This is a genomic window from Shewanella sp. MF05913, from assembly GCF_059758095.1.
Genome location: NZ_JCAYNT010000004.1, coordinates 194,743 through 217,547, shown reverse-complemented (window position 1 = coordinate 217,547; position 22,805 = coordinate 194,743). Strand labels below are relative to the sequence as shown.

The 22,805-nt window shown below is 42.9% G+C and carries 17 protein-coding genes; 9 read left to right on the top strand and 8 right to left on the bottom strand.

Going from position 1 to position 22,805, the window contains the following annotated elements:
- Positions 1-11 precede the first annotated feature (11 nt).
- From AC19MV_RS08035 to AC19MV_RS08025, 3 genes are read right to left on the bottom strand one after another with little or no spacing between them, the layout of a single operon-like run.
- A complete protein-coding gene (locus AC19MV_RS08035; RefSeq protein ID WP_498306861.1) occupies positions 12-2,528 on the bottom strand; it encodes a DMSO/selenate family reductase complex A subunit in 2,517 nt (838 codons plus the stop codon).
- A 44-nt stretch (positions 2,529-2,572) separates the two neighbouring features.
- Entirely contained in the window at positions 2,573-4,564 is a 1,992-nt protein-coding gene (locus AC19MV_RS08030; protein WP_498306859.1) for an MtrB/PioB family decaheme-associated outer membrane protein, read from the bottom strand.
- 14 nt (positions 4,565-4,578) lie between these two features.
- Complete coding sequence (locus AC19MV_RS08025; protein ID WP_498298063.1) at positions 4,579-5,526, bottom strand: DmsE family decaheme c-type cytochrome; 948 nt, start codon at positions 5,524-5,526, stop codon at positions 4,579-4,581.
- Positions 5,527-5,708: 182 nt separating this feature from the next.
- Here AC19MV_RS08025 and AC19MV_RS08020 point away from each other — a divergent pair, with 182 nt between their 5' ends.
- From AC19MV_RS08020 to AC19MV_RS07990, 7 genes are all read left to right on the top strand, one after another.
- Positions 5,709-6,644 (top strand): helix-turn-helix domain-containing protein, encoded by a 936-nt coding sequence (locus AC19MV_RS08020; protein ID WP_498306858.1) that lies wholly within the window; start codon positions 5,709-5,711, stop codon positions 6,642-6,644.
- Positions 6,645-6,746: 102 nt separating this feature from the next.
- Positions 6,747-9,107, top strand: coding sequence for a Tex family protein (locus AC19MV_RS08015; RefSeq protein WP_498306856.1), 2,361 nt, complete (start codon positions 6,747-6,749; stop codon positions 9,105-9,107).
- A gap of 194 nt (positions 9,108-9,301) precedes the next feature.
- On the top strand, positions 9,302-10,969 hold the full coding sequence (locus AC19MV_RS08010) for a phosphoethanolamine transferase (protein ID WP_498306854.1): 1,668 nt from the start codon (positions 9,302-9,304) through the stop codon (positions 10,967-10,969).
- Positions 10,970-10,978: 9 nt separating this feature from the next.
- Positions 10,979-11,389: a diacylglycerol kinase gene (locus AC19MV_RS08005; RefSeq protein ID WP_498306852.1), complete on the top strand. Its 411-nt coding sequence runs from the start codon at positions 10,979-10,981 to the stop codon at positions 11,387-11,389.
- Between the two features lie 84 nt (positions 11,390-11,473).
- The gene (locus AC19MV_RS08000) at positions 11,474-12,151 is read left to right on the top strand and encodes a response regulator transcription factor (RefSeq protein ID WP_432400664.1); all 678 of its coding nucleotides are present in this window, start codon (positions 11,474-11,476) and stop codon (positions 12,149-12,151) included.
- The gene (locus AC19MV_RS07995) at positions 12,148-13,575 is read left to right on the top strand and encodes a sensor histidine kinase (protein WP_498306851.1); all 1,428 of its coding nucleotides are present in this window, start codon (positions 12,148-12,150) and stop codon (positions 13,573-13,575) included. The genes AC19MV_RS08000 and AC19MV_RS07995 overlap by 4 nt, the downstream gene beginning before the upstream one ends.
- A gap of 429 nt (positions 13,576-14,004) precedes the next feature.
- On the top strand, positions 14,005-16,008 hold the full coding sequence (locus AC19MV_RS07990; RefSeq protein ID WP_498306967.1) for an LTA synthase family protein: 2,004 nt from the start codon (positions 14,005-14,007) through the stop codon (positions 16,006-16,008).
- Here the strand turns inward: AC19MV_RS07990 and AC19MV_RS07985 are convergent.
- Complete coding sequence (locus AC19MV_RS07985; RefSeq protein ID WP_498306849.1) at positions 16,000-16,515, bottom strand: hypothetical protein; 516 nt, start codon at positions 16,513-16,515, stop codon at positions 16,000-16,002. The genes AC19MV_RS07990 and AC19MV_RS07985 overlap by 9 nt on opposite strands.
- 64 nt (positions 16,516-16,579) lie before the next feature.
- Positions 16,580-17,371, bottom strand: a complete 792-nt coding sequence (gene bioH, locus AC19MV_RS07980) for a pimeloyl-ACP methyl ester esterase BioH (RefSeq protein ID WP_498306847.1) — start codon at positions 17,369-17,371, stop codon at positions 16,580-16,582.
- A gap of 42 nt (positions 17,372-17,413) precedes the next feature.
- Here bioH and AC19MV_RS07975 point away from each other — a divergent pair, with 42 nt between their 5' ends.
- Positions 17,414-18,220: a ComF family protein gene (locus AC19MV_RS07975; RefSeq protein WP_498306845.1), complete on the top strand. Its 807-nt coding sequence runs from the start codon at positions 17,414-17,416 to the stop codon at positions 18,218-18,220.
- Between the two features lie 228 nt (positions 18,221-18,448).
- Entirely contained in the window at positions 18,449-19,027 is a 579-nt protein-coding gene (nfuA, locus tag AC19MV_RS07970; RefSeq protein WP_432400654.1) for a Fe-S biogenesis protein NfuA, read from the top strand.
- A gap of 68 nt (positions 19,028-19,095) precedes the next feature.
- On the opposite strand, the gene AC19MV_RS07965 is transcribed toward nfuA, so the two are convergent.
- From AC19MV_RS07965 to AC19MV_RS07955, 3 genes are all read right to left on the bottom strand, one after another.
- Positions 19,096-19,425 carry an FKBP-type peptidyl-prolyl cis-trans isomerase gene (locus AC19MV_RS07965; RefSeq protein ID WP_498306843.1) on the bottom strand — a complete coding sequence of 110 codons (330 nt, stop codon included), beginning with the start codon at positions 19,423-19,425 and terminating at the stop codon, positions 19,096-19,098.
- A gap of 28 nt (positions 19,426-19,453) precedes the next feature.
- Complete coding sequence (locus AC19MV_RS07960; RefSeq protein WP_498306841.1) at positions 19,454-21,388, bottom strand: alpha/beta hydrolase family protein; 1,935 nt, start codon at positions 21,386-21,388, stop codon at positions 19,454-19,456.
- A 65-nt stretch (positions 21,389-21,453) separates the two neighbouring features.
- The gene (locus tag AC19MV_RS07955) at positions 21,454-22,797 is read right to left on the bottom strand and encodes an MATE family efflux transporter (RefSeq protein WP_498306839.1); all 1,344 of its coding nucleotides are present in this window, start codon (positions 22,795-22,797) and stop codon (positions 21,454-21,456) included.
- Positions 22,798-22,805: the final 8 nt, after the last annotated feature.

Sequence of the window (22,805 nt, the reverse complement as noted above, 5' to 3'; positions counted from 1 at the left end):
GGTTGTGCCCCTTAAATAACTTTACGAATTTGAACGCGGTTAGTGTGCTGTGGATTGCCTTTTGCTACTGGGCTTGGCATGTATCGGGTTAGGGAGTTAATCGCCCCACCAATATCCACAACTTTACCTGTCGAGCCGGTTCTACTATTTGGGTCTGGCTTGAACCAAGCACCTTGTCCTAACGTGAGAACGCCAGGAATAACTCGTGGTGTCACTCTTACTGTGACTTCAATTGAGCCGCGTTCGTTATATATTTCAACCGTATCACCAGACGACACGCCGTAGTTTTGCGCATCGATTGCGTTCATCCATACTGCGTCTTCTACGGCTTCACGTAACCATGCCACGTTGTGATAGCTTGAGTGAGTCCGGCCTTTGGTGTGGTATCCAGAAAGTTGTAATGGATAATCTGTTTTAGTGTCTTCATCTTCATAGCCGTCCCAGGTGACTGTGTATTGTGGGATGGCTGTGATGGTGTCGCCTCTGACTTTGTTTTGTTCCCAGTTAGCTGCGCGCCACGCTAGCTCTGCTGAGTAAATTTCAATTTTGCCAGAGGGTGTTGGTAATGGCTTACTACCGTTAACGTATGACTCAAGTGCAACGTTGCGATTTTCCATATTTTTACGGAAGAAGCCGATTTCTTGTGCTTCTTTGTAAGTGTCTGGGAACGCAGGGGTGACACCAGCGTTAGCGCTAGACGCTTTGGTTTGCTGGTAAAGTTCTTCAAGCCATTGGTCTTCGGTTTTGCCTTCGGTAAATTCATTACCTACGCCCATTTTTTCGGCGATTAATGCTGCAATTTGATACATAGACTTGCAGTCCCAAATAGGTTCGCCAGCCGCTTTCATGGCGGTGATGTAACCTAATGCACCAGAAGCATAAGAGTCATTAACAAGGTCGTTTGATTCTAGCCATGAAGTGTCGGGTAGAATAATATCGGCAAATTTACTGCCCGGTGTCATCCAGCAATCGCAAGAAACGATTAACTCTACACCGTTTTCATTACTGTAGATTTCAGCGGTTTTATTAATATCAGAATGCTGATTTAACAGGGTGCTATCAGACGCTGAGAAAATCACTTTGATATTGGTGCCTAATGGCGTATCTAACGTTTCAGTACCGGTAATACCATGGGTTCTCGCTGTCATGGTTTCGCCATGGTGAATCGCTTCAGTCCATGAGAAGAAAGAGATTCTTTCTTTAATTGGGTTAGTGCCCGTAGGAATACCACCACGGAACATACTGCTCATGTTTGGCAGCTCGCCATTTGATGCACCTACTTGACCTAATTTACCGGCTAGTACACCTAGCATGTAAATGGCACGGACGTTTTGCTCGCCGTTTGCATGGCGGTTAACGCCTGCGCCCGCAATAATATACGGTCTGCTAGAGGCCATTAAGTCGTCGGCTAGGGTATTAATTTTTGCTTCGCTAATGCCAGTGATTTTCTCAGCCCATGCTGGTGTGCGTGGACCTCTGTCACTGTAAATACCCAAACCCATAATATAGTCGTAGTAGTTCTCGCTTGGGTTCATTGCTGCGGCATATTCAATTTTTGTGGCATCACCGCTAGCTTCAAAAATTTCTTTTTGAGCGGTAATTGACGCTGCGTCATAACCGACTGCATATTGATTAATGAAGTTAATTGAGTTGGCATCAACCCAGCCAGAGCTGATCATTAAGTAGGCCATGGCTTCAGCTAATGCGGCATCTGTACCGGGTCTAATTGGTAACCAGGTGCTTTCTTTACCGATCATCGAGTCTGTGTAACGCGGGTCAATCATGGTGACTTTTAGACCATTATTGCGTTGTAGCGCTTCAAGGTAGTCGTAACCTTCACCTGAACCAGACTGTCTAATTTCGCTTGGGTTATAGGCAAAACCTAATAAAAAGTCGCTGCTTTCTAGTGTGATTGTGGCAGAGCCTGAAGTACTGCCAGAACCAAATGTGTGTTTGGCTGCTTCAGTTTGTTGCGCCCAAGAGTAGTTACCAAATTTATCTAAAAAGCCACCCACTAAATTGAATAAGCGGTTAAAGCAGCTGTTAGAGGCAAAGCCGTAATAAGCACCAGAGCCGTAGCTTCTGAAAATAGCTTTGTTACCGTGCTCGGCAATCACTGAGGTTAATTTGTTAGCGACGGTAGTGGTGGCTTCTTCCCATGTGATTGGGACAAACTTACCTTCACCTCTTTTACCAACACGTTTCATTGGGGTTTTTAAGCGGTCAAATGCGTAGGTTCTTTGACGTAGTGAGCGACCGCGAGCACAAGCGCGTACCTGGTGTAAGCCGTAGATGTCTTCGACCTCATGGTCGGTTTCAACGCGGGTGATCATGCCATCGCGGCTAAACACTTTAATCGGGCAGTTCGAGCCACAGTTAACCAAACATGATGACCATGTTATGGTTTCTTCTGAAACTGGTGGGCTTACTGGTACTTTTACTGCATCTTTTGAGCTTGAGTTACAGCCCGAGACGGTTGCTGCACAACCCATAGCAGCACTCATTTTTAAGAAACTTCTGCGTTCCATTGTGATGTCCTCTTGCAATATATAAATTGAGTTATTGGTAACGATTACAACAAGTAGCTGAAGTTCAGCATGACCTGATGGGCGTTATAGTTATGATTTAACTCACCTAAAGTGATAACGCTGGCCGGTTCATCAAGCGACATTTGCGCGTCATCGGTGTCGTAATAGCGCTCATAGCGATAGGTGAGCTTTAGTGCCATTTCGTTACTAAGGCTGTAGTTTGCGTATAAGCTGGTGCTGTGGTTGTACGAGTAATAGTCACCGTATGGCGAGGTGCCAGTACTGGTGATATAGGTGTCGCTGTTTGAGTTACTGAATAGGTAGTCTGCGCCGAGTGTCAGCTTGTCTTGCATTAAGCCGCCGTAGCTAATACCGGTGCCGATATTGATAAATTCATCTTCAATGTCGGTATACCAGTCTGCGGTGCTGTAGCTTTGGCTGCTGGCCTGGGTTGAATTAATCCATTGCTGGCTGGCAAAGCCATACAGGTTTACATGCTTAGAAATATTGAGATTAAGATTAAGGTTTACGCCGTAATCTTCTGACTCGGTTAAGCCGATGAGGGTGTCGTCATAATCATCTTTGGCATAGTGAGCGCTGATATCCACACTTAACCAGTTGAGTGGCGTATGGTTTACCGACAACTCGACATTGTTGCGGGTTCTGTTGGCCAGGTAATACTTACGCATTAAGGCGTTTTCTTCTGATGAGGTTAATTCATCTGTTTGGTATTCAGAGCCATCACGGTTGCTGTGTTCTGCTTTAATATCAATAATAACGTTGTCTACAGCACGAATAGACAGCTTGCTCCATAACGTGTCGTCGTGGGTTTCTTCACGGGCACTGTAGCTTCTGTCTATTTCTTCGCGGTCGTAACCTGCTTGTAGGCGGTAATCCTGGCTAATGCGATATTTTGCGTTGAGCTTATAAGTAGCGCGTTCAATATCGGTGGCGATGTTTTCTTTGAATGTGTCGTTTAAATCATTAAAGGTATATTGCAGAAATTCAAATACAGAGCTGTTGTTTTCGCGGTTGCTGTAGTCGTAGCTACCACCAACACGTAAACGGCTGCTTAGCATTGACGACACTTTTAAGGTGGCATCAGTGGTTTCAATTTCGCCGTCCCAATTTTGGATTGGGTTACCGTTCATTGAGATTAAATCGTCATCTTGAATCATTCGGCCCACAATAAAGCGCCCAGACATGACGGTGCTGTCTAACTGATATTGACCAGATAATGCGATTTGGTGTGCTTCATTGTCTGGCGCAGCAGCATAGACATCGTCTAAATAAGTGAGGCTTAAATCTTGAGTATTGTTTTGATATTGGCTGCCAAAGTAGCTGAGTTCGGTAATCCAGTTAGCACCATTTAATATCGCGCCTGCGGTAAATGAATCTGTTGTTGAGTCAACCACTAGGCCGATATTCACCGGACTCGGTGTGATAATACTGCTACTGGTGTAGCCCGATTTATCTTCGGTTTCAAATTGCACATAACCTTGATAATTATCTTGTTTAACGTCGGCTGTGATATCGAACTTTTCACGTTGCTGTGACAACTCAAAACCGTAGGGCTGGGCGCTGTTAACAAGCGTGCCCTGGTCATAGTAAAGATTGCTTTGAGCATCACCCGATTGGTACGTCGTGATTAACTGATAACCGGCATCGAGATTAAACAAACCGGCTTTGCCAGCACTCATTTCAGCAAAACTGTTTTCATAGCCTAATTGATGAGTTTGAAGCTTAGCCTGGTAGCCGTCATTATTTTGATATTTCACGTCAGCATTAGGCGTCGCAACAAAGCCATCCTGGTCGGTACCCAAGGCATTCGCCGCATGGACATCATCACGGCTAATGTAGCCTGCTGCCACACTCACGTTACCGCGATAGCCTGAGTTAACCTCACAGCGTTGGCATTGATAGTTTTGCTGCTCAACCTTAGTGGTATTCGCCTGGCTAACCGCAAAGTTAGCTGACAGTACTGGCGCAGAAGCGAGCAATAATGAGGCGGTAATAATATTGAGTTTAAAATTCATTGTGTGACTCCTCATTAACGTTGCAATGTGCTGCCAGCAGGGTGGTTTGAACCGTGAATTTGGCTATGGCAATTTAAACAACTTTTACCGCCACCAAAGGCATCGTTACCTGCTTGTTGCACCACTCGACTGGCGTGGCCATCATCGGCATGACATTGCTGACATAACTGTGGGGCGCGATGCGTTAGCATGCTTTCGTTAACGCTACCGTGTGGGTTATGACACGTGATGCAGTTTTCGGTCACTGGCGCATGTTCCCACAATACTGGGCCACGTTTTTCAGCATGGCAGCTGTAACATGTGTCATTAATAGAAGGTTTGTTTAACGCGCTTTCTGTCATTGAACCGTGTGGAGAGTGACAATCGATACAGGTCATTTGGTCCCATTTCATTGGGTGACTCGAGCGTTTGTTCATGTCGGCTTTTTCACGCGTATGACAATTGGTGCAGGTATCATTGACGGTGAGTTTTTCTAATACTGGGTCGGTCGCGGCGTGAACAACATGGCAGTCGGCACAAGCCACATCTTCAAGGTTATGAGTGCTGTTATGCCACGCCATTTGCTTGGCATCGTTATGGCAACCCTGGCAGACCGTATTTTGAGTTTGAGTAGACAGTTTGCTGTTTTGGCCAAACTGGATCATCGGTTCTTTACCACCGCGGTTATGGTTACCGAGCGGTCCATGACAGGCTTCGCATTGTAGGCCGGCCATCGGTGATTTTGAATTGTTTAAATTGCCATGAACGCCATTAAAGATGTCCATCACTTTGGCACTTTTCTTATGACACATTAAGCAGCTGTCAGCACCTTTGGGTGAGTAGTTACCGTCAGCGAATTTTTGAGTGAGTGCTGATTCAAGTTGGTCAGCATCGAGCTGTTCCCAGGGTGAAGATGCGGCATTAAATGCACACCCATAAATGACCAGTGAAAGCGCAAAGAGCAATTGCTTGTATGCGTTCATAGGAGTTCCTACCTTAATTACGTAAATGATGTATATCGTAATAGGTAGTTTAGAGGTCTATTCGGAGGTTAACCATGCGTAGAAATTGGCATAAAACGACAACTGTGACTAAGATCAATGCTCAATATAACAAAAAAGATAAAATGTAAATTAGAGTAAATTAACGAGGTAAAGTTCACCCAGTGATAAAATTTAAATGCCGTCCTGCATTGCACACTAAAATGGTTATCGAGTATTGCGATAGCAAAGGTATTTCTGTGCCAGACCATTATCAACATATCCGTTTTTTAGCGGATGACGATAAGATTAATTATTATACTGTTAATAATATTTTACATGACATGGAAGTGTTAGATAATAATCCATACTTCTTTTTTGAATTAGAACATGTGTTCAGGGAAAGGTTAATTCCCTTTACTATTAAGATATTAGATTTTAATAAGTCTGCGGCACTTAATCTATTAGATTTTACTCATTATTATCGCAGTATTTCTGACCTTGCCTGGTCAAGTATTGTTACCGACACAAGCGTGACGCTAGTTGCAGCAAGAGGCTCAGAGCAAAGAGCGTCTAAGTACGATGACTTGTTTATCTATTTCTGCATGACCGAAATATTTAAGCCGCTATTAAATAACCCCGATGATATGTTAATTTGCCTTCCATATGGGCGTGATTTTTATAGTAAATATATTAATGTATTTGAACAGGTTAAATTTAATCATGGTTGTTTTAGCGTCACCATAAATAAAGATGAAGGCGATAAAGATTCTGGCGAGTGTTTAGCTGTAGCCAATATAAATGAATTAGACAGAGTGGGTGCTGCTGCAAATAGTATTCCTTCTCATTCGTTATCGCTTTCTACTTTAGCGCAATTAATGAATGTTGCGCCAAGAAGTTTACAACGAGAATTAAAGTTATTAGATTCAAAGCCACAAAATATTATTGATAATGTAAAAGTGAATTATATTATTAGCCGATTAGGCATTAACAAAGGCAACATTAAATTAACCGCATATGAATGTGGTTTTACGGATATGCCGACATTCAGCCGTTTTTTTACCCGAACCACAGGACTGTCACCTAAAGCGTATGTTAAGGCTCGAATGATGATCTCGTAATCGCGGTTACGGTGCATGTTTTCCAATCTACGTAAAACTCTATCAAAGATTATGGTATCTTTAGCATAATTTCATTTTCAACCATGCCGAATTCGAACAACTATGCATAATATTGCCCAGATTATCGCTCAAGAACTTAACGTTCGCGAGCAACAGGTCACTGCGACCATAGCGCTTTTAGATGATGGTGCAACAGTACCGTTTGTGGCCCGTTACCGTAAAGAAGCCACTGGTGGCTTAGATGACACTCAGTTGCGTAATTTGTTTTCTCGCCTTGGTTATCTGCGTGAATTGCATGATCGCCGCCAGGTAGTGTTGTCGAGCATTGAAGCGCAAGGCAAATTAACCCCAGCATTGTCGCAAGCCATTAATGAAGCCGACAGTAAAACCCGTCTTGAAGATTTATACCTGCCTTACAAACCTAAGCGCCGCACTAAAGGGCAAATAGCTATCGAAGCGGGCATTGAACCGTTGGTGGATGCCGTATTAGCTGACCGCACATTGGACATAGACAGCAAAGCTGAAGCATTTTTAAATCCTGAAGCCGGTTTTGCTGATGCTAAAGCGGTATTAGACGGTGCACGTTACATATTAATGGAACGCTTTGCTGAAGATGCAGAGTTATTACGTAAAGTTCGCCAACACTTAAGCCAGCAAGCTGTGCTTGAGAGCCGTATGGTGAAAGGCAAAGAAAAAGAAGGCGCTAAGTTCCGCGACTATTTTGAACACAATGAGCTGATGAGTAAAATCCCATCGCACCGCGCTTTAGCTATGCTGCGTGGTCGTAATGAAGGTGTACTCAGCTTATCGATGAATGCCGACCCTGAAACAGAAGCAAACCAAGGCAGCTATTGTGAAGTGATTATTGCCAATCATTTTAAGTTAGTGCTATCTGACTCTAGCGTTGATACCTGGTTAAAAACAGTCGTTACTTCAACTTGGCGTATTAAAGTCGCCTTGCAAATGGAAACTGAGTTTATTTCTAAGATGCGCGAAAGTGCTGAAGAAGAAGCCATTAAAGTGTTTGCTCGCAATTTAGGCGACTTATTAATGGCAGCTCCTGCGGGTGCTAAAGCGACCATGGGCCTTGACCCTGGGATCCGCACTGGCGTTAAAGTGGCGATTGTTGATAACACTGGCAAGCTGGTGGCCCACACCACTATTTTCCCGCATGCACCGCAAAACTTATGGGACAAATCAATTCGTACCTTAAGTAACTTAGTGGCGATGCATAAGGTCGAGATCATCGCGATTGGTAATGGTACGGGCTCGCGTGAAACCGATAAATTGACCGGTGAGCTCATTGCCGCAGTAAAAGAGTCACAACCTAACTTAACCAAAGTTATTGTGAGCGAAGCTGGTGCATCGGTCTATTCTGCTTCTGAATTTGCCGCCAATGAATTTCCTGATTTAGATGTGTCTATTCGCGGCGCCGTATCGATTGCACGTCGTTTACAGGACCCATTAGCCGAACTCGTTAAAATTGAGCCTAAAGCGATTGGTGTTGGCCAATATCAACATGATGTTAGCCAAAGTATGTTGTCGCAGTCACTTGAAGCCGTTGTCGAAGATTGTGTAAACGGTGTAGGTGTAGATTTAAACATGGCGTCTGCGCCATTACTGACTCAAGTCGCCGGATTAAATAAAACCCTCGCAAAAAATATTGTTGATTACCGCGATGCCAATGGTCAGTTTACTAACCGTAAGCAGGTATTGAGTGTGCCGCGCGTTGGGCCAAAAGCCTTTGAGCAAGCCGCCGGTTTCTTGCGTATTCGCAATGGCGACAATCCGCTTGATGCCTCATCGGTTCACCCTGAAGCTTACAGCTTGGTTGAAGCGATTGCTGCGGCTAAGCAACAGCCTGTGGCACAGCTTATTGGTAATAGCGATTTATTGCGCGACATAAACGCGGCTGACTTTGTCACCGCAAGCTTTGGTGTGCCAACCATTAACGATATTTTGGCTGAGCTGGATAAGCCTGGTCGTGATCCTCGTGGTGAGTTTAAAACGGCTAACTTTAAAGACGGTGTAGAGGAGTTAAAAGACCTTAAGCTTGAAATGATTTTAGAAGGTGTGGTCACGAACGTAACTAACTTTGGTGCCTTTGTCGATGTGGGTGTACATCAAGATGGTTTAGTGCATATTTCATCGTTAACCGACAAGTTTGTGAGCGACCCTCATACCGTGGTAAAAGCCGGCGATGTGGTGAAAGTAAAAGTGATGGAAGTGGACGTTGAGCGCCGCCGCATTGCCTTAAGTATGCGCCTGGATGAAAAGCCAGCGCCTGCCAAAATGGGCCAAGCAAAATCGGGTTCACAAAAGACGTCATTTAGTGGCAAGCCTAATAGTGGTAAACCTAAGTCAGCCGCACCGCAAAAGCAGCAAAATACGCCAGCAAAAGCGACTCAGAATGCCGCTATGGGCAATGCCTTTGCTGATGCCTTTGCCAAACTGAAGAAATAATCCATTGTTGCTCATGCAAAGTTAAGTTAACTTAATACATTGATTAATAAGCCCTTACATTACGGTGTAAGGGCTTTTTTATTGCTGTAGAAAACTGAATGTCTACAGTCAGTAATAATTCAGTTTTTATTCAGTAGATCTTAAGTGTTTTGGTTGAATATCAGCGCCAGTCGAGTTTAACGCGAGTGGCAATTTTGAAATTATTAACCCAAACACTTTCACGCCTTACCCCCAAAAGCATCAGTTATGAAGCGATGACGCTCATTATTGCGGTGTATTTTGGCCTGGTATTAAATTTCCCTGTTATTCGCAAAATTTACCAATTATCGACAGAGGGCCATGTGCTATTTTCGCTCTCTCCAGCTATTTTGCTCAGTGGCTGCTTTATGGTTATCTTCAGTTTATTTGCTTTTAGATTTGTGTTTAAGCCTGTAATGGTTGTGTTATTACTGACCTCATCGGCAGCGATGTACGCAATGCTCAAGTACAACGTGATGTTTGATTACAGCATGATTGAAAACATTTTTGAGACCAATTCAGGCGAAGCGTACTCTTATATTAATGCGCACTCTGTGGGTTATGTGTTGGTGTTTGGTGTGCTGCCATCGATTTGGTTGCTGAGCACCAACGTAACGGATCGCGTTTCGGTGGTTAAAACGGTGTTTCATCGTATTGGTTTTGTGGTGTTAGGTTTGGCTGTTATTGGTGCAATGATTGTGTTTTTTTATAAGGATTATGCATCAGTAGGTCGTAATAATAAGTACCTTAACAAGATGATTATTCCTGCACATATCTACAATACCGCTAAGTTTGTAAAGCAACGCTATTTCACAGAAAAACTGACCTTTAATCCTATCGGCGAGGATGCACAGTTAACGCCGGTGGCAAATACAAAGCCAACCTTAATGGTGTTAGTTGTCGGCGAAACCGCCCGTGCACAAAACATGGCTTATAACGGTTATCAGCGTAATACCAACCCATATACTGAAAACCTAGGCATTATTGCGCTGCAAAATGTGTCGTCGTGCGGCACAGCTACGGCGCACTCACTGCCTTGTATGTTCTCAAATTTAACGCACAACACTTACAACCGTGAATCCGCTGATGCGCAAAATAATGTGCTTGATGTCATTAAGGCGGCAGGTGTTGAAGTGACTTGGTTTGACAATGATGGTGGTGATAAAGCGGTTGGCGCACGGATTAATAAAATCGATATTTCACCTAGCGAAAACAACCCATTGTGTGATGGTTTAAGTTGTTACGATGAAATTTTAGTTGAAAAGCTCACTCAAAAACTACAACAAGATGCACAGGCTAGTGCCGCGTCGGGTAAAGGGTTAGCGAACCAATTTATTGCGTTACATACTATTGGTAGCCATGGGCCAACTTACTGGCAACGTTACCCAGCGGATAAAGCATCATTTACACCAGCATGTAGCCGCAGCGATATTGAAAATTGCAGTGACCAAGAGATCATCAACGTATACGACAATACCATTGCCTATACCGATTTTGTGTTGGCTCAAACCATTAAGGTACTCGAACAATATCAAGATAAATATAACGTGGCATTGGTTTACCTGTCTGATCATGGTGAATCATTAGGTGAAAGCGGCATGTACTTACATGGCACGCCTTACAGTATTGCGCCTAGCCAGCAAACGCATGTGCCTTGGTTTATGTGGTTGCCGCAAGATTACACCCAAGCAAAAGGTGTCGACCGTGAATGTATTGCTGAGCATGCTCAAACAGCAAGCTACTCACACGACAACTTGTTCCACAGCTTATTAGGCCTTTACGGCGTAAACACCTCAGTGCGTGATGCTAAATTAGACATCACCAGCAACTGTGAATTGAACTAGGAAGGCTCCATGACATCATCAAGCTCGGCAAATAAAGCTCAAACTACAGAATTGCCTAAAATAGTGGTTAAACGTCAAGGGCTAATGCGCCTACTATATACCTGTAAACATACTTTTAACGGTTTAACCTGGATGTGTCGTAACGAGGCGGCATTTCAGCAGGAGTTGATGTTGTTTGTGCCATTGACTGTGTTTGCGTGTGTGGCAAATATCACAGTGGTACAAACTGCGATGTTGGTTTTAGCGTTACTGTTTGTATTGTTTGCCGAACTGGTTAACACTGCTATTGAGGTTGTTGTCGATCGTATTGGCCTTGAGTTTCACACGTTATCAGGTTTGGCCAAGGACATCTCATCGGCGTTTGTGTTTGTGAGTATGTTAATGGCCGCGATTGTTTGGTGTGCGGTTTTATGGCCATAAAACATGAGTAACGGTTGATCACAGGCGTGTCAAAAATAGTGGTTAGTTTCATGGATAAAACATAAAAATGATAAAGGATGCTCAATGAAAGTGTTGTTAATTGAAGACTCTGAAGCACTTCGCCGTGGTATTCGGGTTGGGTTAGACCATTTGGGCTATACCGTTGATGAAACCGGTGACGGTTCTGAAGGCTTGAGCATGGCGCTCACTAATCAATATGACTTTATTATTTTGGATTTAATGCTACCCAATGTCGATGGCATTAGCTTATTGAAAAGTATCCGTAAGCTAGGTAACCAAGCTAAAGTCATTATTTTATCAGCAAAATCTCAGGCGGAAGACCGTGTTAACGGATTATTGTCTGGCGCGGATGATTATTTAACCAAACCATTTTCGTTTGATGAGCTACAAGCGCGGTTGATTACCATGGGGCGCCGTGGCGAATTAAACCAACAAGCAAAAACAATTAATATTGCTGATTTTGTCCTTGATACAAGCAATAAGTCTTTGCGGGTCAATGGCCATTTTATCGACCTGACTAAAAACGAATTTAAGATAGTGGAATACTTATTTAATAACCCTAAACAAGTGTTAAATCCTGAACAAATCAGCGAGGCGGTAGTGGGATCGTTTAATCACTTATCTAAAAATACCATTGAAGCGCATTTATCGTCGGTACGTAAAAAAGCTAAAGCCGTTGGGGCGATGTTACCGATTAAAAATAAGCGTGGGTTTGGGTATTTTGTGGATGTGCAAGCATGAAGTCATTAACCACTAAACTAATGAACACCATGACCTACGTGGTGACCGCAATTTTAATTATGGTATTTTTGGCGATTGATATCAGTATCGACAATTGGGTTGATGTTGAGTTTGATAATGCACTGACTGATAAATCTAATTATTTAAAAACGTTAGTAAAAGTAACCCCTGAAGGCACCGAGTTTGATTTTGCGGGCGAATTTATGCCTGAGTTTGGTACCTCAACTAAAGCCAGCTTTTTCCAGCTATGGCAAGGCGATGCTGTCTTTGAACGTTCGGAGTCATTGAGTCATTTCTCAGGTAGCGATTTGCTCAAAAAAGATATGCCAATCAATAGCGCTATTTTTGCTGATGTAGAATTACCCGACGGGCGCTCAGGGCGTGCCATGGTGTCATACTTTGAGCCACAAGTGCCAAGCACCATGCGCAATGAGGCAGGATATACCGTTGAGCCAATGTGGTTAACCGTGGCTATTAGCTCTGAAGACTTAACTCAAATTTTAGTCATCATTGATTCCAGTTTAGCCATTGGTTTGTTGTTAGTGATTGTGTTGATCCGCTGGGCTGTAGTGAAAGTTATTTCTCGGGGGTTAGTGCCGTTAAATGAACTGAATAACGCGTTAAAAACGGTTGATGTCACCCAAAAATATATCCCGTTATCAACCGAGTCTGAACGTTATCTTGAGATTGAACCGATACGTAATGAATTGAATAAGTTCGTTAAAATTAGCCAGCAATATTTGCAAACTGAAAAGCGGATCACTGCCGATATTGCCCATGAGTTGAAAACACCCATTAGTGAACTTATTAGTTTAAGTGAGATCTATATTCGCTACCCGGATGATCAGCGTATTGGTGCCACATACAAGCAAGATGTGCTCAATATTAGTCTGCGGATGAAGACTATTGTGAGTAACTTATTACTGCTGCAGCAAGCCTCGTCTGAAAATATGCACCTACATCGACAGCAGCTTGATGTTACCGATTTAGTGGATCGGGTTATTGAAGCCTTAGCGTTTAAGTACAGCACCATAACTGAGCGTATGCAGGTAGAAAATTATCTGCGTAATAGCAGTATTTTGGTCGATGAGTTTTCATTACATCTTATTCTCACTAATTTATTTGATAACGCGCTGTATTACAGTCCACCAAAGTCCAGAGTAACAGTAAGGTTATCGACTGACGATAACGGCATGACTCTGAGTGTGGAAAATCAACTACTGACCAGTTTAAAAGCCGATGATTTAGAGCGTCTAACTCAACCATTATTCCAGGCTGAACAGTCGCGCAGTAATACCGATCGCCATGGGCTAGGCCTGGCAATTGTGGAAAATATCGCCAAGGTTAATGGCTTTATATTTAGCTTTGGATTGATGGCGGAAGACCGGATTAAGTTTACTGTCCACATTCCTAATGTTGATTAAGCAATCACGAGACGCAAACCATGGCATTCAGCATAAAATAGGACCTAACCTAATTGTAATAAAAATGTTAATATGACTGCCTTTAGAGTGAACTTATTACCTAAACACAGGTCCTAAGGTTAGCTACTTTTGGTACCAATTTTTAATACGTATTCATTGTAAATAAAGGTCTACATGCTTTTTATAATTTGAAACACATAAAAAATATTGAAATTTATCCAATAGACTTTTTTAACGATAAAAATGAAATTGTTTTCACGTTAAAAAATAAGTTGTTGGTACTGTTAACGCCTAAGCTTTTTTAATCGCCGCTGATGAGATTATCTAAATAACCGTTGTTATTTAGAGTTAACTTTTTGCGCGCAAAATTTGGCTATGAGCATAAAAAATAATAACAATGGAGTCTAAATGACGACTAGCTACTCTGATATGGCTGATAACAATCATCCACAGAAACAATACTTTTCACCCAGTTTATTTAAAGCCATTTTTGCTTTTAGCATGATTTCGCTTATCGTGATGAGCTTAAGCCGTATAGGGTTGTCGATATGGCAAGCTGAACGTGTCACTGATGCGCAAGGATGGGGCTATATTTTAAGCCAGGGTTTACGGGTTGATATGGCTTCTATCTGTTGGGTTTTTGGCATTGCTGCACTTGGTACCGTGGTGTTTTCTGGTGAGCACATTGTTGGCCGCGCCTGGTTAGTCATTTTACGTGTGTGGCTTACGTTAGGTTTATGGATACTGGTATTTTTAGAAGTGTCTACGCCGTCTTTTATTGCCGAATATGGTTTTAGGCCAAACCGTTTATATGTTGAATACCTCATCTATCCAAAAGAAGTCTTGTCGATGTTATGGGCAGGGCGTAAAGCCGAGCTTATTTTGTCTTCACTTATCACAATCGGTACGTTATCTGGCGGTTGGTGGTTAAGTGGCCGTTTAACGCAACAAATTAAATACCCAAAATGGTATTGGCGGCCCGTATTAACCATTTTAGTCATAGTTGTGACTTTATTAGGCGCGCGTTCATCTTTAGGGCATCGCCCGTTAAACCCTTCGTTAGTGGCGTTTTCCAATGACCCGTTAGTCAATTCATTAGTGCTTAATTCATCGTTTTCATTAATGTTTGCGATTTCGCAAATGAACAACGAAGAAGATGCTTCAAAAGTATACGGCAAGCTATCTGCCGATAAAGTGATTGATATTGTGCGCCGAGAAAGCGGCCGGCCAATGAGTGCATTTACCTCAACAGACATTCCGTCGTTATCGTTTAATCAAGCCAGTTATAGTGGCAAACCTAAAAACTTAGTGATTATTTTACAAGAGAGTTTAGGGGCACGTTTTGTGGGCAGTTTAGGTGGTTTGCCGTTAACACCAAATATCGATGAGTTGTCGCAGGAAGGCTGGTTTTTTGAAAATCTTTACGCCACAGGTACGCGCTCTGTGCGAGGCATTGAAGCGATTACCACCGGTTTTACGCCAACACCTGCACGTGCAGTTGTTAAGCTAGGTAAGAGTCAAACAGGCTTTTTTACCATTGCCGATTTATTAAAGCAGCATGGTTATAAAACTCAATTTATTTATGGCGGTGAAAGTCATTTTGATAATATGCGTAGTTTCTTTTTAGGCAATGGTTTTACCAATATTGTTGACCAGGGTGATTATAAAAATCCTGCATTTATTGCGTCCTGGGGAGTGTCAGACGAGGACTTATTGTTTCGAGCTGATGAAGAGTTCACTCGAATGCATAAACAAGGTAAACCTTTCTTTAGTTTAGTGTTTAGCTCAAGTAATCATGATCCATTTGAGTTCCCAGACAATCGGATTGAGCTTTATGAGCAACCACAATACACCATGCATAACGCAGTAAAGTATGCCGATTATGCAGTCGGTGAGTTTTTCAAAAAAGCGAAACAGTCTGAATATTGGAAAGATACGGTATTTTTAGTTGTGGCAGATCATGACAGCCGTGTTAGCGGTTCAGATCTAGTGCCGGTGTCTCGCTTTAGGATCCCAGGGCTGATTTTAGGCGAAGGTATTGACCCTAAACGTGACTCACGGGTGACGAGCCAAATCGATATGGCGCCAACCTTGTTATCACTGATGGGCGTGTCAGATAGCTACCCAATGTTAGGCCGAGATTTAACTCAGGTTCCGAGCGATTGGAAGGGCCGGGCGATGATGCAATATGACAAAAACTTTGGTTTATTAGAAGGTAATGAGGTGACTATTTTACAGCCGGAATTACCAGCAGAAAGCTTTACCTATGACTTTGCCAGTGAACATTTAATCTCTAAAGAACTCGATAGCAAACAAGCTGAAACCGCATTGGGTTGGGCGTTGTGGGGTAGTTTGGCGTACAACAAAATGCTATTTAAACCAGAAAAAAGCACTGTTGAAACAGGCAAAAATATTAAGAAAGTGTCACGCTAATATTTGTAATTGTGATTCGAGATTGGGCGCGGATTGTTGCTGATAAAATTGGCCAATCCGCATACCAAATTGCTGAGCGCTGGCGCTGGTCATGTTGTCAGTTGGGCGTGGCTTAGGTTCGACTTGAGTTTTTACGGGTGTCGACTGCGATTTTACTTGAATGTCTTTGCGTTGCAGCGCGGGTGTGTTGCTCGCAATCACGCGTAACGTTTGCTTTTGCTGTGCTTGTTGGCGTGTGGGTTGTTGCAGTAACGCTTTAGGGTCGACAGATTGTTGCGTTAAGCTTTGTTGTTGACGTTGTGATTGGTCTTGCTGTTGTTTTTTCTCTGCCACAACGTATGTTGGTGCACGTTCATTTTGTGAATTAAATGCACGTTCTTCATGGCCTTTACTGGGTTCTTGCGGTGGAATAATCGGCGGTTTTTGTTGATTGTCCACTCGTGCAAGGTCCGTCGCAACATTCGATGTTGCTAGCGGGACTTGCGGATAATGAGTGTTAATAATCATTACAGGTCGCTACGCGATTAAACCGTGGCTAAATTATAGCCAAAAAATGAACGTTGCTAAAGTGCTATTGCTGATATTTTATGATCCAAGGCAATAAGTTGTGCAAAAAATCGTCTTGATGTGAAATAAATGGTGCATGCGAGGCCTTGTTTAGCAGTATGTCGCTGATGTTTTCTGCTTGTGGCATTTGCTGAATAACCCGCCGAGGCACTAAGCCATCGAGTTTACCCCACATCCGCAACCAGGGCTGTTGTATCTGGCTAAGCTGCTTTCGTATATCCACGCCCTCCAACATAGTTAACCCCTGTGAAAGAGCCTGACGACTGGGTAACGGTTTGCTTAGTACTAATTGTTTTATTTGGTGTATGTCGGCTTTAGCATTATCGCTTCCCATGGCTTGAATCGCTAAAAAACGTTCAACGGTGCGCGGTAAATCACGATTCAGTTGTGTTGAAAATTGCGCTAATACCTCGGGTGAAATCCCTGGCCACGCAGGGGTGTTAGGCAATTCGTCTCTGGCCATGAAGCACGGCGATGATGCAATAGTCACGAGTGCCGCGACCGAATCTGGGAAATCAATTGCGACTTTGCTAGCGACCAGCCCTCCTAAAGACCAGCCAATCCAAATAGCGTGTTTAGGCAGTTGCTGCGCCAGTGCTTGTGCCCATTGATTAATATCACCATCAATATTGGGGCTTAATCCTAATCCCGGCAAATCAACATAATGCACTCTATACTGGTGTAATGCGTTTTTTAGTGGACTGAATACGGCGTTATTGACCCCCCAACCATGCAGTAGGATTAAATCTGGGCCATGGGTGCCAACAGTATCGATATGCAGTGCAGGAAAGCTCACGTTAATCCCTCTTATTTGACTATTTAATGGAATGAATAGCCTATGTCTGTGACTGTTTTTAAACGAAACATAACGGATTTACTAAAACACAGTAAATCGTTCTATCAACACGTTAATGTGGCATTGCTTGGCAGTTTACCCAACCGTTGCCAGCTGTGCCAGCACCGAATTGAACAGCTCGATTATCAACAGTTATTTCCTAACCAGGTGCTGACAGGCATTTGCCAGGTGTGTTTAGCCGCAAGTTTATACCAGCATGAAGTGTGTTTAGGCTGCGGGCGTGAAATACCACTGTTACAAGCTTATTGTGGCAAATGCTTAAAGCATACACCTATGTTGGTTATTGCGCCGTGCAGTTATCATCAAGGATTAGGGCCGTTGATTGCGGCAATAAAATACCAACAACAATGTGCACCCATGAACGCTATTGCCCAGCAGCTTGCGATCCGCGTTAAGCAATTAATTGCGCATAAACTTATTCGTGCGCCGCAAGTATTAATCCCGGTACCTTTACATCCCAATCGCTTACGTCAGCGTGGTTTTAATCAAGCCTGGTTGATTGCGGCGCGCCTAAGCAAGATACTCAATATCCCATTAGATGACACCAGTTTAACCAGAGTGGTTGATACTGTACCTCAAGCCGATTTGTCGGGTAAGCAGCGCCGTGAAAACTGTCATCATGCATTTAAACTGAGCGACAATGTGTCGTACCAACGAGTCGCCCTAATTGATGATGTGGTTACAACGGGTACCACAGTCGATGAAATTGCGAGGTTATTTAGCCAACAATTTATTTATGTGCAAACTTGGTGTTTAGCGCGCGCGGAAGCACCAGGATTATTAGATTAAATCGATTTGAGTCATAACAATATTATTCTCTAACAAAAACAATCAACTAATTTATGCTTTATGGGTAAATATGTTTGGTTATGCGCAACTTTGAATGTAAAAAACCTTGAACTTGATCATTTTTTTAAGATCAAAGCGTGTCGAGACTACAAAGAAAATCCAACACAGAGTATCATGTGCCTAATTCTTACTAAATTACTCGGGTATACCCTGAGGGAGCAGGTTTTCATGATCACCATTTCCGATACAGCTCAGGCCCATTTCGTTAAATTATTGGCCGATCAGCCAGAAGGCACTCACATTCGTGTTTTCGTTATAAGCCCAGGCACAGCGCAAGCAGAGTGTGGCGTGTCTTACTGCCCACCAGATGCGGTAGAAGCTGACGATACTGAATTACCATTTAATGGTTTCAGTGCCATGGTTGACGAAAAAAGCGTGCCTTTTTTAGACGACGCAAGCATTGATTTTGTGACAGACCAATTAGGTTCACAATTAACCTTAAAAGCACCTAACGCCAAAATGCGTAAAGTGTCTGGTGATGCGCCATTAGTTGAGCGTATTGAATATGTTATTCAGTCAGAAATTAACCCACAACTTGCCAGCCACGGCGGTAACATTATGTTGGTAGAAATTACCGACGCGGGTGTTGCAGTATTACAGTTTGGCGGTGGATGTAACGGTTGTTCGCAGGTCGATATCACCTTAAAGGATGGTATTGAAAAACAGTTATTAGATATGTTCCCTGGCGAATTAAACGGTGTGCGTGATGTAACAGATCACCAGCATGGCGAGCATTCTTACGCTTAATAGCATTAAGTGTGAGCCAATAAAAAACGCGACCTTTTGAGTCGCGTTTTTGTTTATATAGAGATGGGTTAATCGTCTCGGGTTAACACTTCAAGTAATTCGATTTCAAAAAACAAATCTGAGTGAGCCGGAATACGATCGCCAATTTGTCGTTCGCCATAGGCGAGGTGAGCAGGTACTGATAACTGTCTTTTGCCACCCACATTCATACCTACAATACCCTGATCCCAGCCTTTAATGACACGACCAGTGCCGATGACACATTGAAACGCATCAGATGCATCAAACTGAGTTCCATCAGCTAAACGCCCACTGTAGCGGGTCGTTATTAGCGCGCCTTTTACAGCGGTTTTGCCACTGCCTATTTCGACATCGGTTATTATCAATTCTTGAGTCATTCTATTTTCTCATGTCATTAGCTTGAGATTATTTTACCCCAAGATTGGCAGCCAGGAAGCGCTCGATTTCAATAAATGTGGTTAAGCGGTGTTCATTACTGCTCAGGTAATGGTCGCCATTTTCAAGCGCAACGTATTTAACTGGTTTATTTAACTCGTTAAGTTCATCGTACATTGCTTCGCTATGTTCTGCTTTTACCACTCGATCTTTAGTGCCGTGAATTAACAATACGGGCACCTTGATACTGGCAGCCTTACTGATAGGTGATCGTTGGTATAAATCATCATAATCATCACCAATTTGTTTTTTAACGATTTTACTGTTGTCGTAGTTACGTGATGATTTTACTAAGCTTTCAAGATCTGTCACACCTGCAATACTGATAGCACATTTGTACAAATCGGGTGTTTTTGCCACGCCCATTAATGCGGCATAGCCACCGTAGCTTGCGCCGACAATACACATGCGTTTAGGGTCGGTAATGCCTTGTTTTACTAGCCAATGAGCGCCATCTTCGATGTCATTTTGCATCTCAAGCCCCCAGTTTTTTAGCCCTGAATTCATAAACTGAAAGCCATATCCAGCAGACCCTCGAAAATTCATCTGTAAGACGGCATAACCTCGGTTAGCGAAAAATTGTGACCAGTAATCAAATGCAGTTGAGTCGTAACTAATCGGCCCACCATGCGGGAAAATAATGGTGGGTAAGTTTTTGGCTTCAGTGTCTTTTGGTGTGGTTAAAAAGGCTTCAATAGCTAAACCGTCACGGGCATTGTAATTAACCTTTTTAGGTTTAGCCAAGACCTCAGGCGGCAATTGGCTATAACGATAAGCGATTGGATAAAGTTCTCCTTTGTCCCGGTCGCCATAAAAGTAAGTACCCGATTCAATGGGACCAGTGCTGTAAACCAAATAGCGTCGTTCATTGTCGCTTAATTGATTAATGACATTATGAGATTCTGGTAATACATCGTTTAAACCGTTATTGAGCTTGATGTAGTCGTTATCCCAAAATAAGAATTCCCCTTCAATATTGGTATCAATACCGATGACTTTTTGTTTTAAATTGGAATAAATGAGCTGGCCTTCGACATCATAATTCTCGTTTTGATAAACCAGTTCTTTAGTCAGATTAGGGTCGGTTAAATTCACTTTAAAGATAGCTTTTAAACCTTGATGGTAAGCACTGACATAAAGGATGTTCGAGTCATGGTCAAAGCCGATAGGCCATATGGCATCTTCATCTAAGGCTTCAAACTCCCATAATAAGCGTAGGTCGCCATCGGCTTCTTGTTGCTCATAAATACGGTAGCTTGTATCGTCGCGATAAATGCCAATGCGTACCTGGTTTTGCCTGTCTGTTAACCAATTTTCAATGTACTTCTGTGCGTGTTGCTTTATCTTTATTCCACCGCTTTTTAAGCTGACTTTAATCACGCTTTCATATTGCATCTTAGAGCCTAAGCCACTTATTTGCATAAGAATATGGTCAGGGTCGTTATCAAGATAATCGACGATAGAAGATTGTATTTGTGGCACGTCTACAAATCGTGAAAAAGTGCGTTTAGAAAACACACTGGAGGTTTTATTGTCGCTAAGTGAATACTTCATTAAGCGCGTTTCTGTTGTAGGAATACCGCGACGGGTGGCAGGGTACTTAGCGGTGATTAAGATAATGTCATCACTTGCCCAGGTGAGTGACAAAATCACAAATTTTTGATTGTCAGTTTGGACAGGGAAAATATCTTTATTGGTTTTAATGTCGCGAATGCTCAACATTTGCCCGTCGAGAGTCTTATTGCTAACCCTAATTAACGAAGCGACTTTTGTACCATCAGGCGATAAGGTGACAAAGCGCACATCTGGGAGATTGGCAAACGCTTCAACAGGAAGGGAAGTTGCTAGGGCAATATTTGAGAGTTGAATATATGTGATGGCTAAAAGCCATAAAATCCTTTTCATTAAAAATCCGTTTAAAAAAATGTTGTCAGCATGTTACATTTTCGCATTGTGGGGTTCAATGATTATTATGCAGTAGCCAGTCTATATCTCAGCTTATAATAATAGTGCCAACCTAAGGTTATGCTTCTGCATAGCATAAATATCGACATGGCCGCCCACAGGCTGTTATTACCCCATGGTTGCAATAAATACCAACATGGGAAATACACTGCAAAGGTCGATATAATCATACTGTTACGCATAATCTGTCCCTGGGCTGCACCAATGTAAACGCCGTCAAATAGGTAACAGCCGAAGGCTAGAATGGGCATGAATATCAGCCAAATAAGGTATTGATTAGCACTATTTTGTACGGCCTCAACATTGGTTAAGAGTTGAATTATCCATGCCCCAGCCCCCCAGAATAACAAGCTAAATAGTACTGCTGTTGCGGCTGACCAACAAAAAGCCAGCACCACACTTTCGTGCAGTAGTTTGGGATTTTTTTGTCCAAATGCGCGGCCGACTTCGGCTTCAGCATAATAGGCTATGCCATCAAGTGCGTAAGAGATCAGCATTAACAGGTTAAGCAACACCGCATTAGCCGCTATGATGTTATCGCCTAATCCTGCCCCATAGAATGTCATAAAACTAAACGCGGCTTGCAGGCACAAACTGCGGATAAAAATGTCGCGATTGAGCGACAATAAACGCCCATAACCGCGAAGTGTGAGTTGGCTTAAGCTGTGTTTTAAATCAAAGTCACCCATATTAACGAGCTGGCGTTTAACCATAATAAGTGCCACTGAGAATGCACAAATATCGGCAATCACAGAGGCTAACGCAGCACCTCTTACGTCCCATTTAAAGACCATAACAAAGACAATATCGAGGATGATATTGATACAATTAGCTATAATGAGCTGCCACATGGCTGCTTTAGGGGCTTGGCGTCCGAGCAGCCAACCTAATAACACCAAATTGACTAACGCGAACGGCAGTGACCAGATCCTGATATCGACATATTGACGACAGTACAGCATGACCTGTTCACTGGCATCACTGAGACTTAGCGCAAAGTTTACGAGGGGAGACTGCAACATAACGCAGGCAAACCCTAAGGTTAATGCTAAGATACAACCTTGTAACAATAATTGTTGTTGCGTTATTTTATCGTCTGCACCATAAGCTTGTGCGACGAGTCCGGTTGTCGACATGCGTAAAAAGCCGAGCAACCAAATCATCAAGGTGATAATGGTACTGCCAAGTGCAACCCCACCAAGATAGTAAGCTTGACCTAAATGGCCAATCACTGCGGTATCGACTAACCCTAGAAGTGGGATAGTGATATTTGACAGTATCATCGGTGTCGCTAATGCCAATAATTGACGATGTTTATGGCGATTTAATAGTAATGCGCTAACTGACATAGGTATGA

Excerpts from the sequence above, each read along its gene's own strand:
- AC19MV_RS08035 (WP_498306861.1), bottom strand. The coding sequence starts at position 2,528 with ATGGAACGCAGAAGTTTCTTAAAAATGAGTGCTGCTATGGGTTGTGCA.
- AC19MV_RS08030 (WP_498306859.1), bottom strand. The coding sequence starts at position 4,564 with ATGAATTTTAAACTCAATATTATTACCGCCTCATTATTGCTCGCTTCT.
- AC19MV_RS08025 (WP_498298063.1), bottom strand. The coding sequence starts at position 5,526 with ATGAACGCATACAAGCAATTGCTCTTTGCGCTTTCACTGGTCATTTAT.
- AC19MV_RS08015 (WP_498306856.1), top strand. The coding sequence starts at position 6,747 with ATGCATAATATTGCCCAGATTATCGCTCAAGAACTTAACGTTCGCGAG.
- AC19MV_RS08005 (WP_498306852.1), top strand. The coding sequence starts at position 10,979 with ATGACATCATCAAGCTCGGCAAATAAAGCTCAAACTACAGAATTGCCT.
- AC19MV_RS08000 (WP_432400664.1), top strand. The coding sequence starts at position 11,474 with ATGAAAGTGTTGTTAATTGAAGACTCTGAAGCACTTCGCCGTGGTATT.
- AC19MV_RS07995 (WP_498306851.1), top strand. The coding sequence starts at position 12,148 with ATGAAGTCATTAACCACTAAACTAATGAACACCATGACCTACGTGGTG.
- AC19MV_RS07990 (WP_498306967.1), top strand. The coding sequence starts at position 14,005 with ATGGCTGATAACAATCATCCACAGAAACAATACTTTTCACCCAGTTTA.
- AC19MV_RS07985 (WP_498306849.1), bottom strand. The coding sequence starts at position 16,515 with ATGATTATTAACACTCATTATCCGCAAGTCCCGCTAGCAACATCGAAT.
- AC19MV_RS07975 (WP_498306845.1), top strand. The coding sequence starts at position 17,414 with ATGTCTGTGACTGTTTTTAAACGAAACATAACGGATTTACTAAAACAC.
- nfuA (WP_432400654.1), top strand. The coding sequence starts at position 18,449 with ATGATCACCATTTCCGATACAGCTCAGGCCCATTTCGTTAAATTATTG.
- AC19MV_RS07965 (WP_498306843.1), bottom strand. The coding sequence starts at position 19,425 with ATGACTCAAGAATTGATAATAACCGATGTCGAAATAGGCAGTGGCAAA.
- AC19MV_RS07960 (WP_498306841.1), bottom strand. The coding sequence starts at position 21,388 with ATGAAAAGGATTTTATGGCTTTTAGCCATCACATATATTCAACTCTCA.
- AC19MV_RS07955 (WP_498306839.1), bottom strand. The coding sequence starts at position 22,797 with ATGTCAGTTAGCGCATTACTATTAAATCGCCATAAACATCGTCAATTA.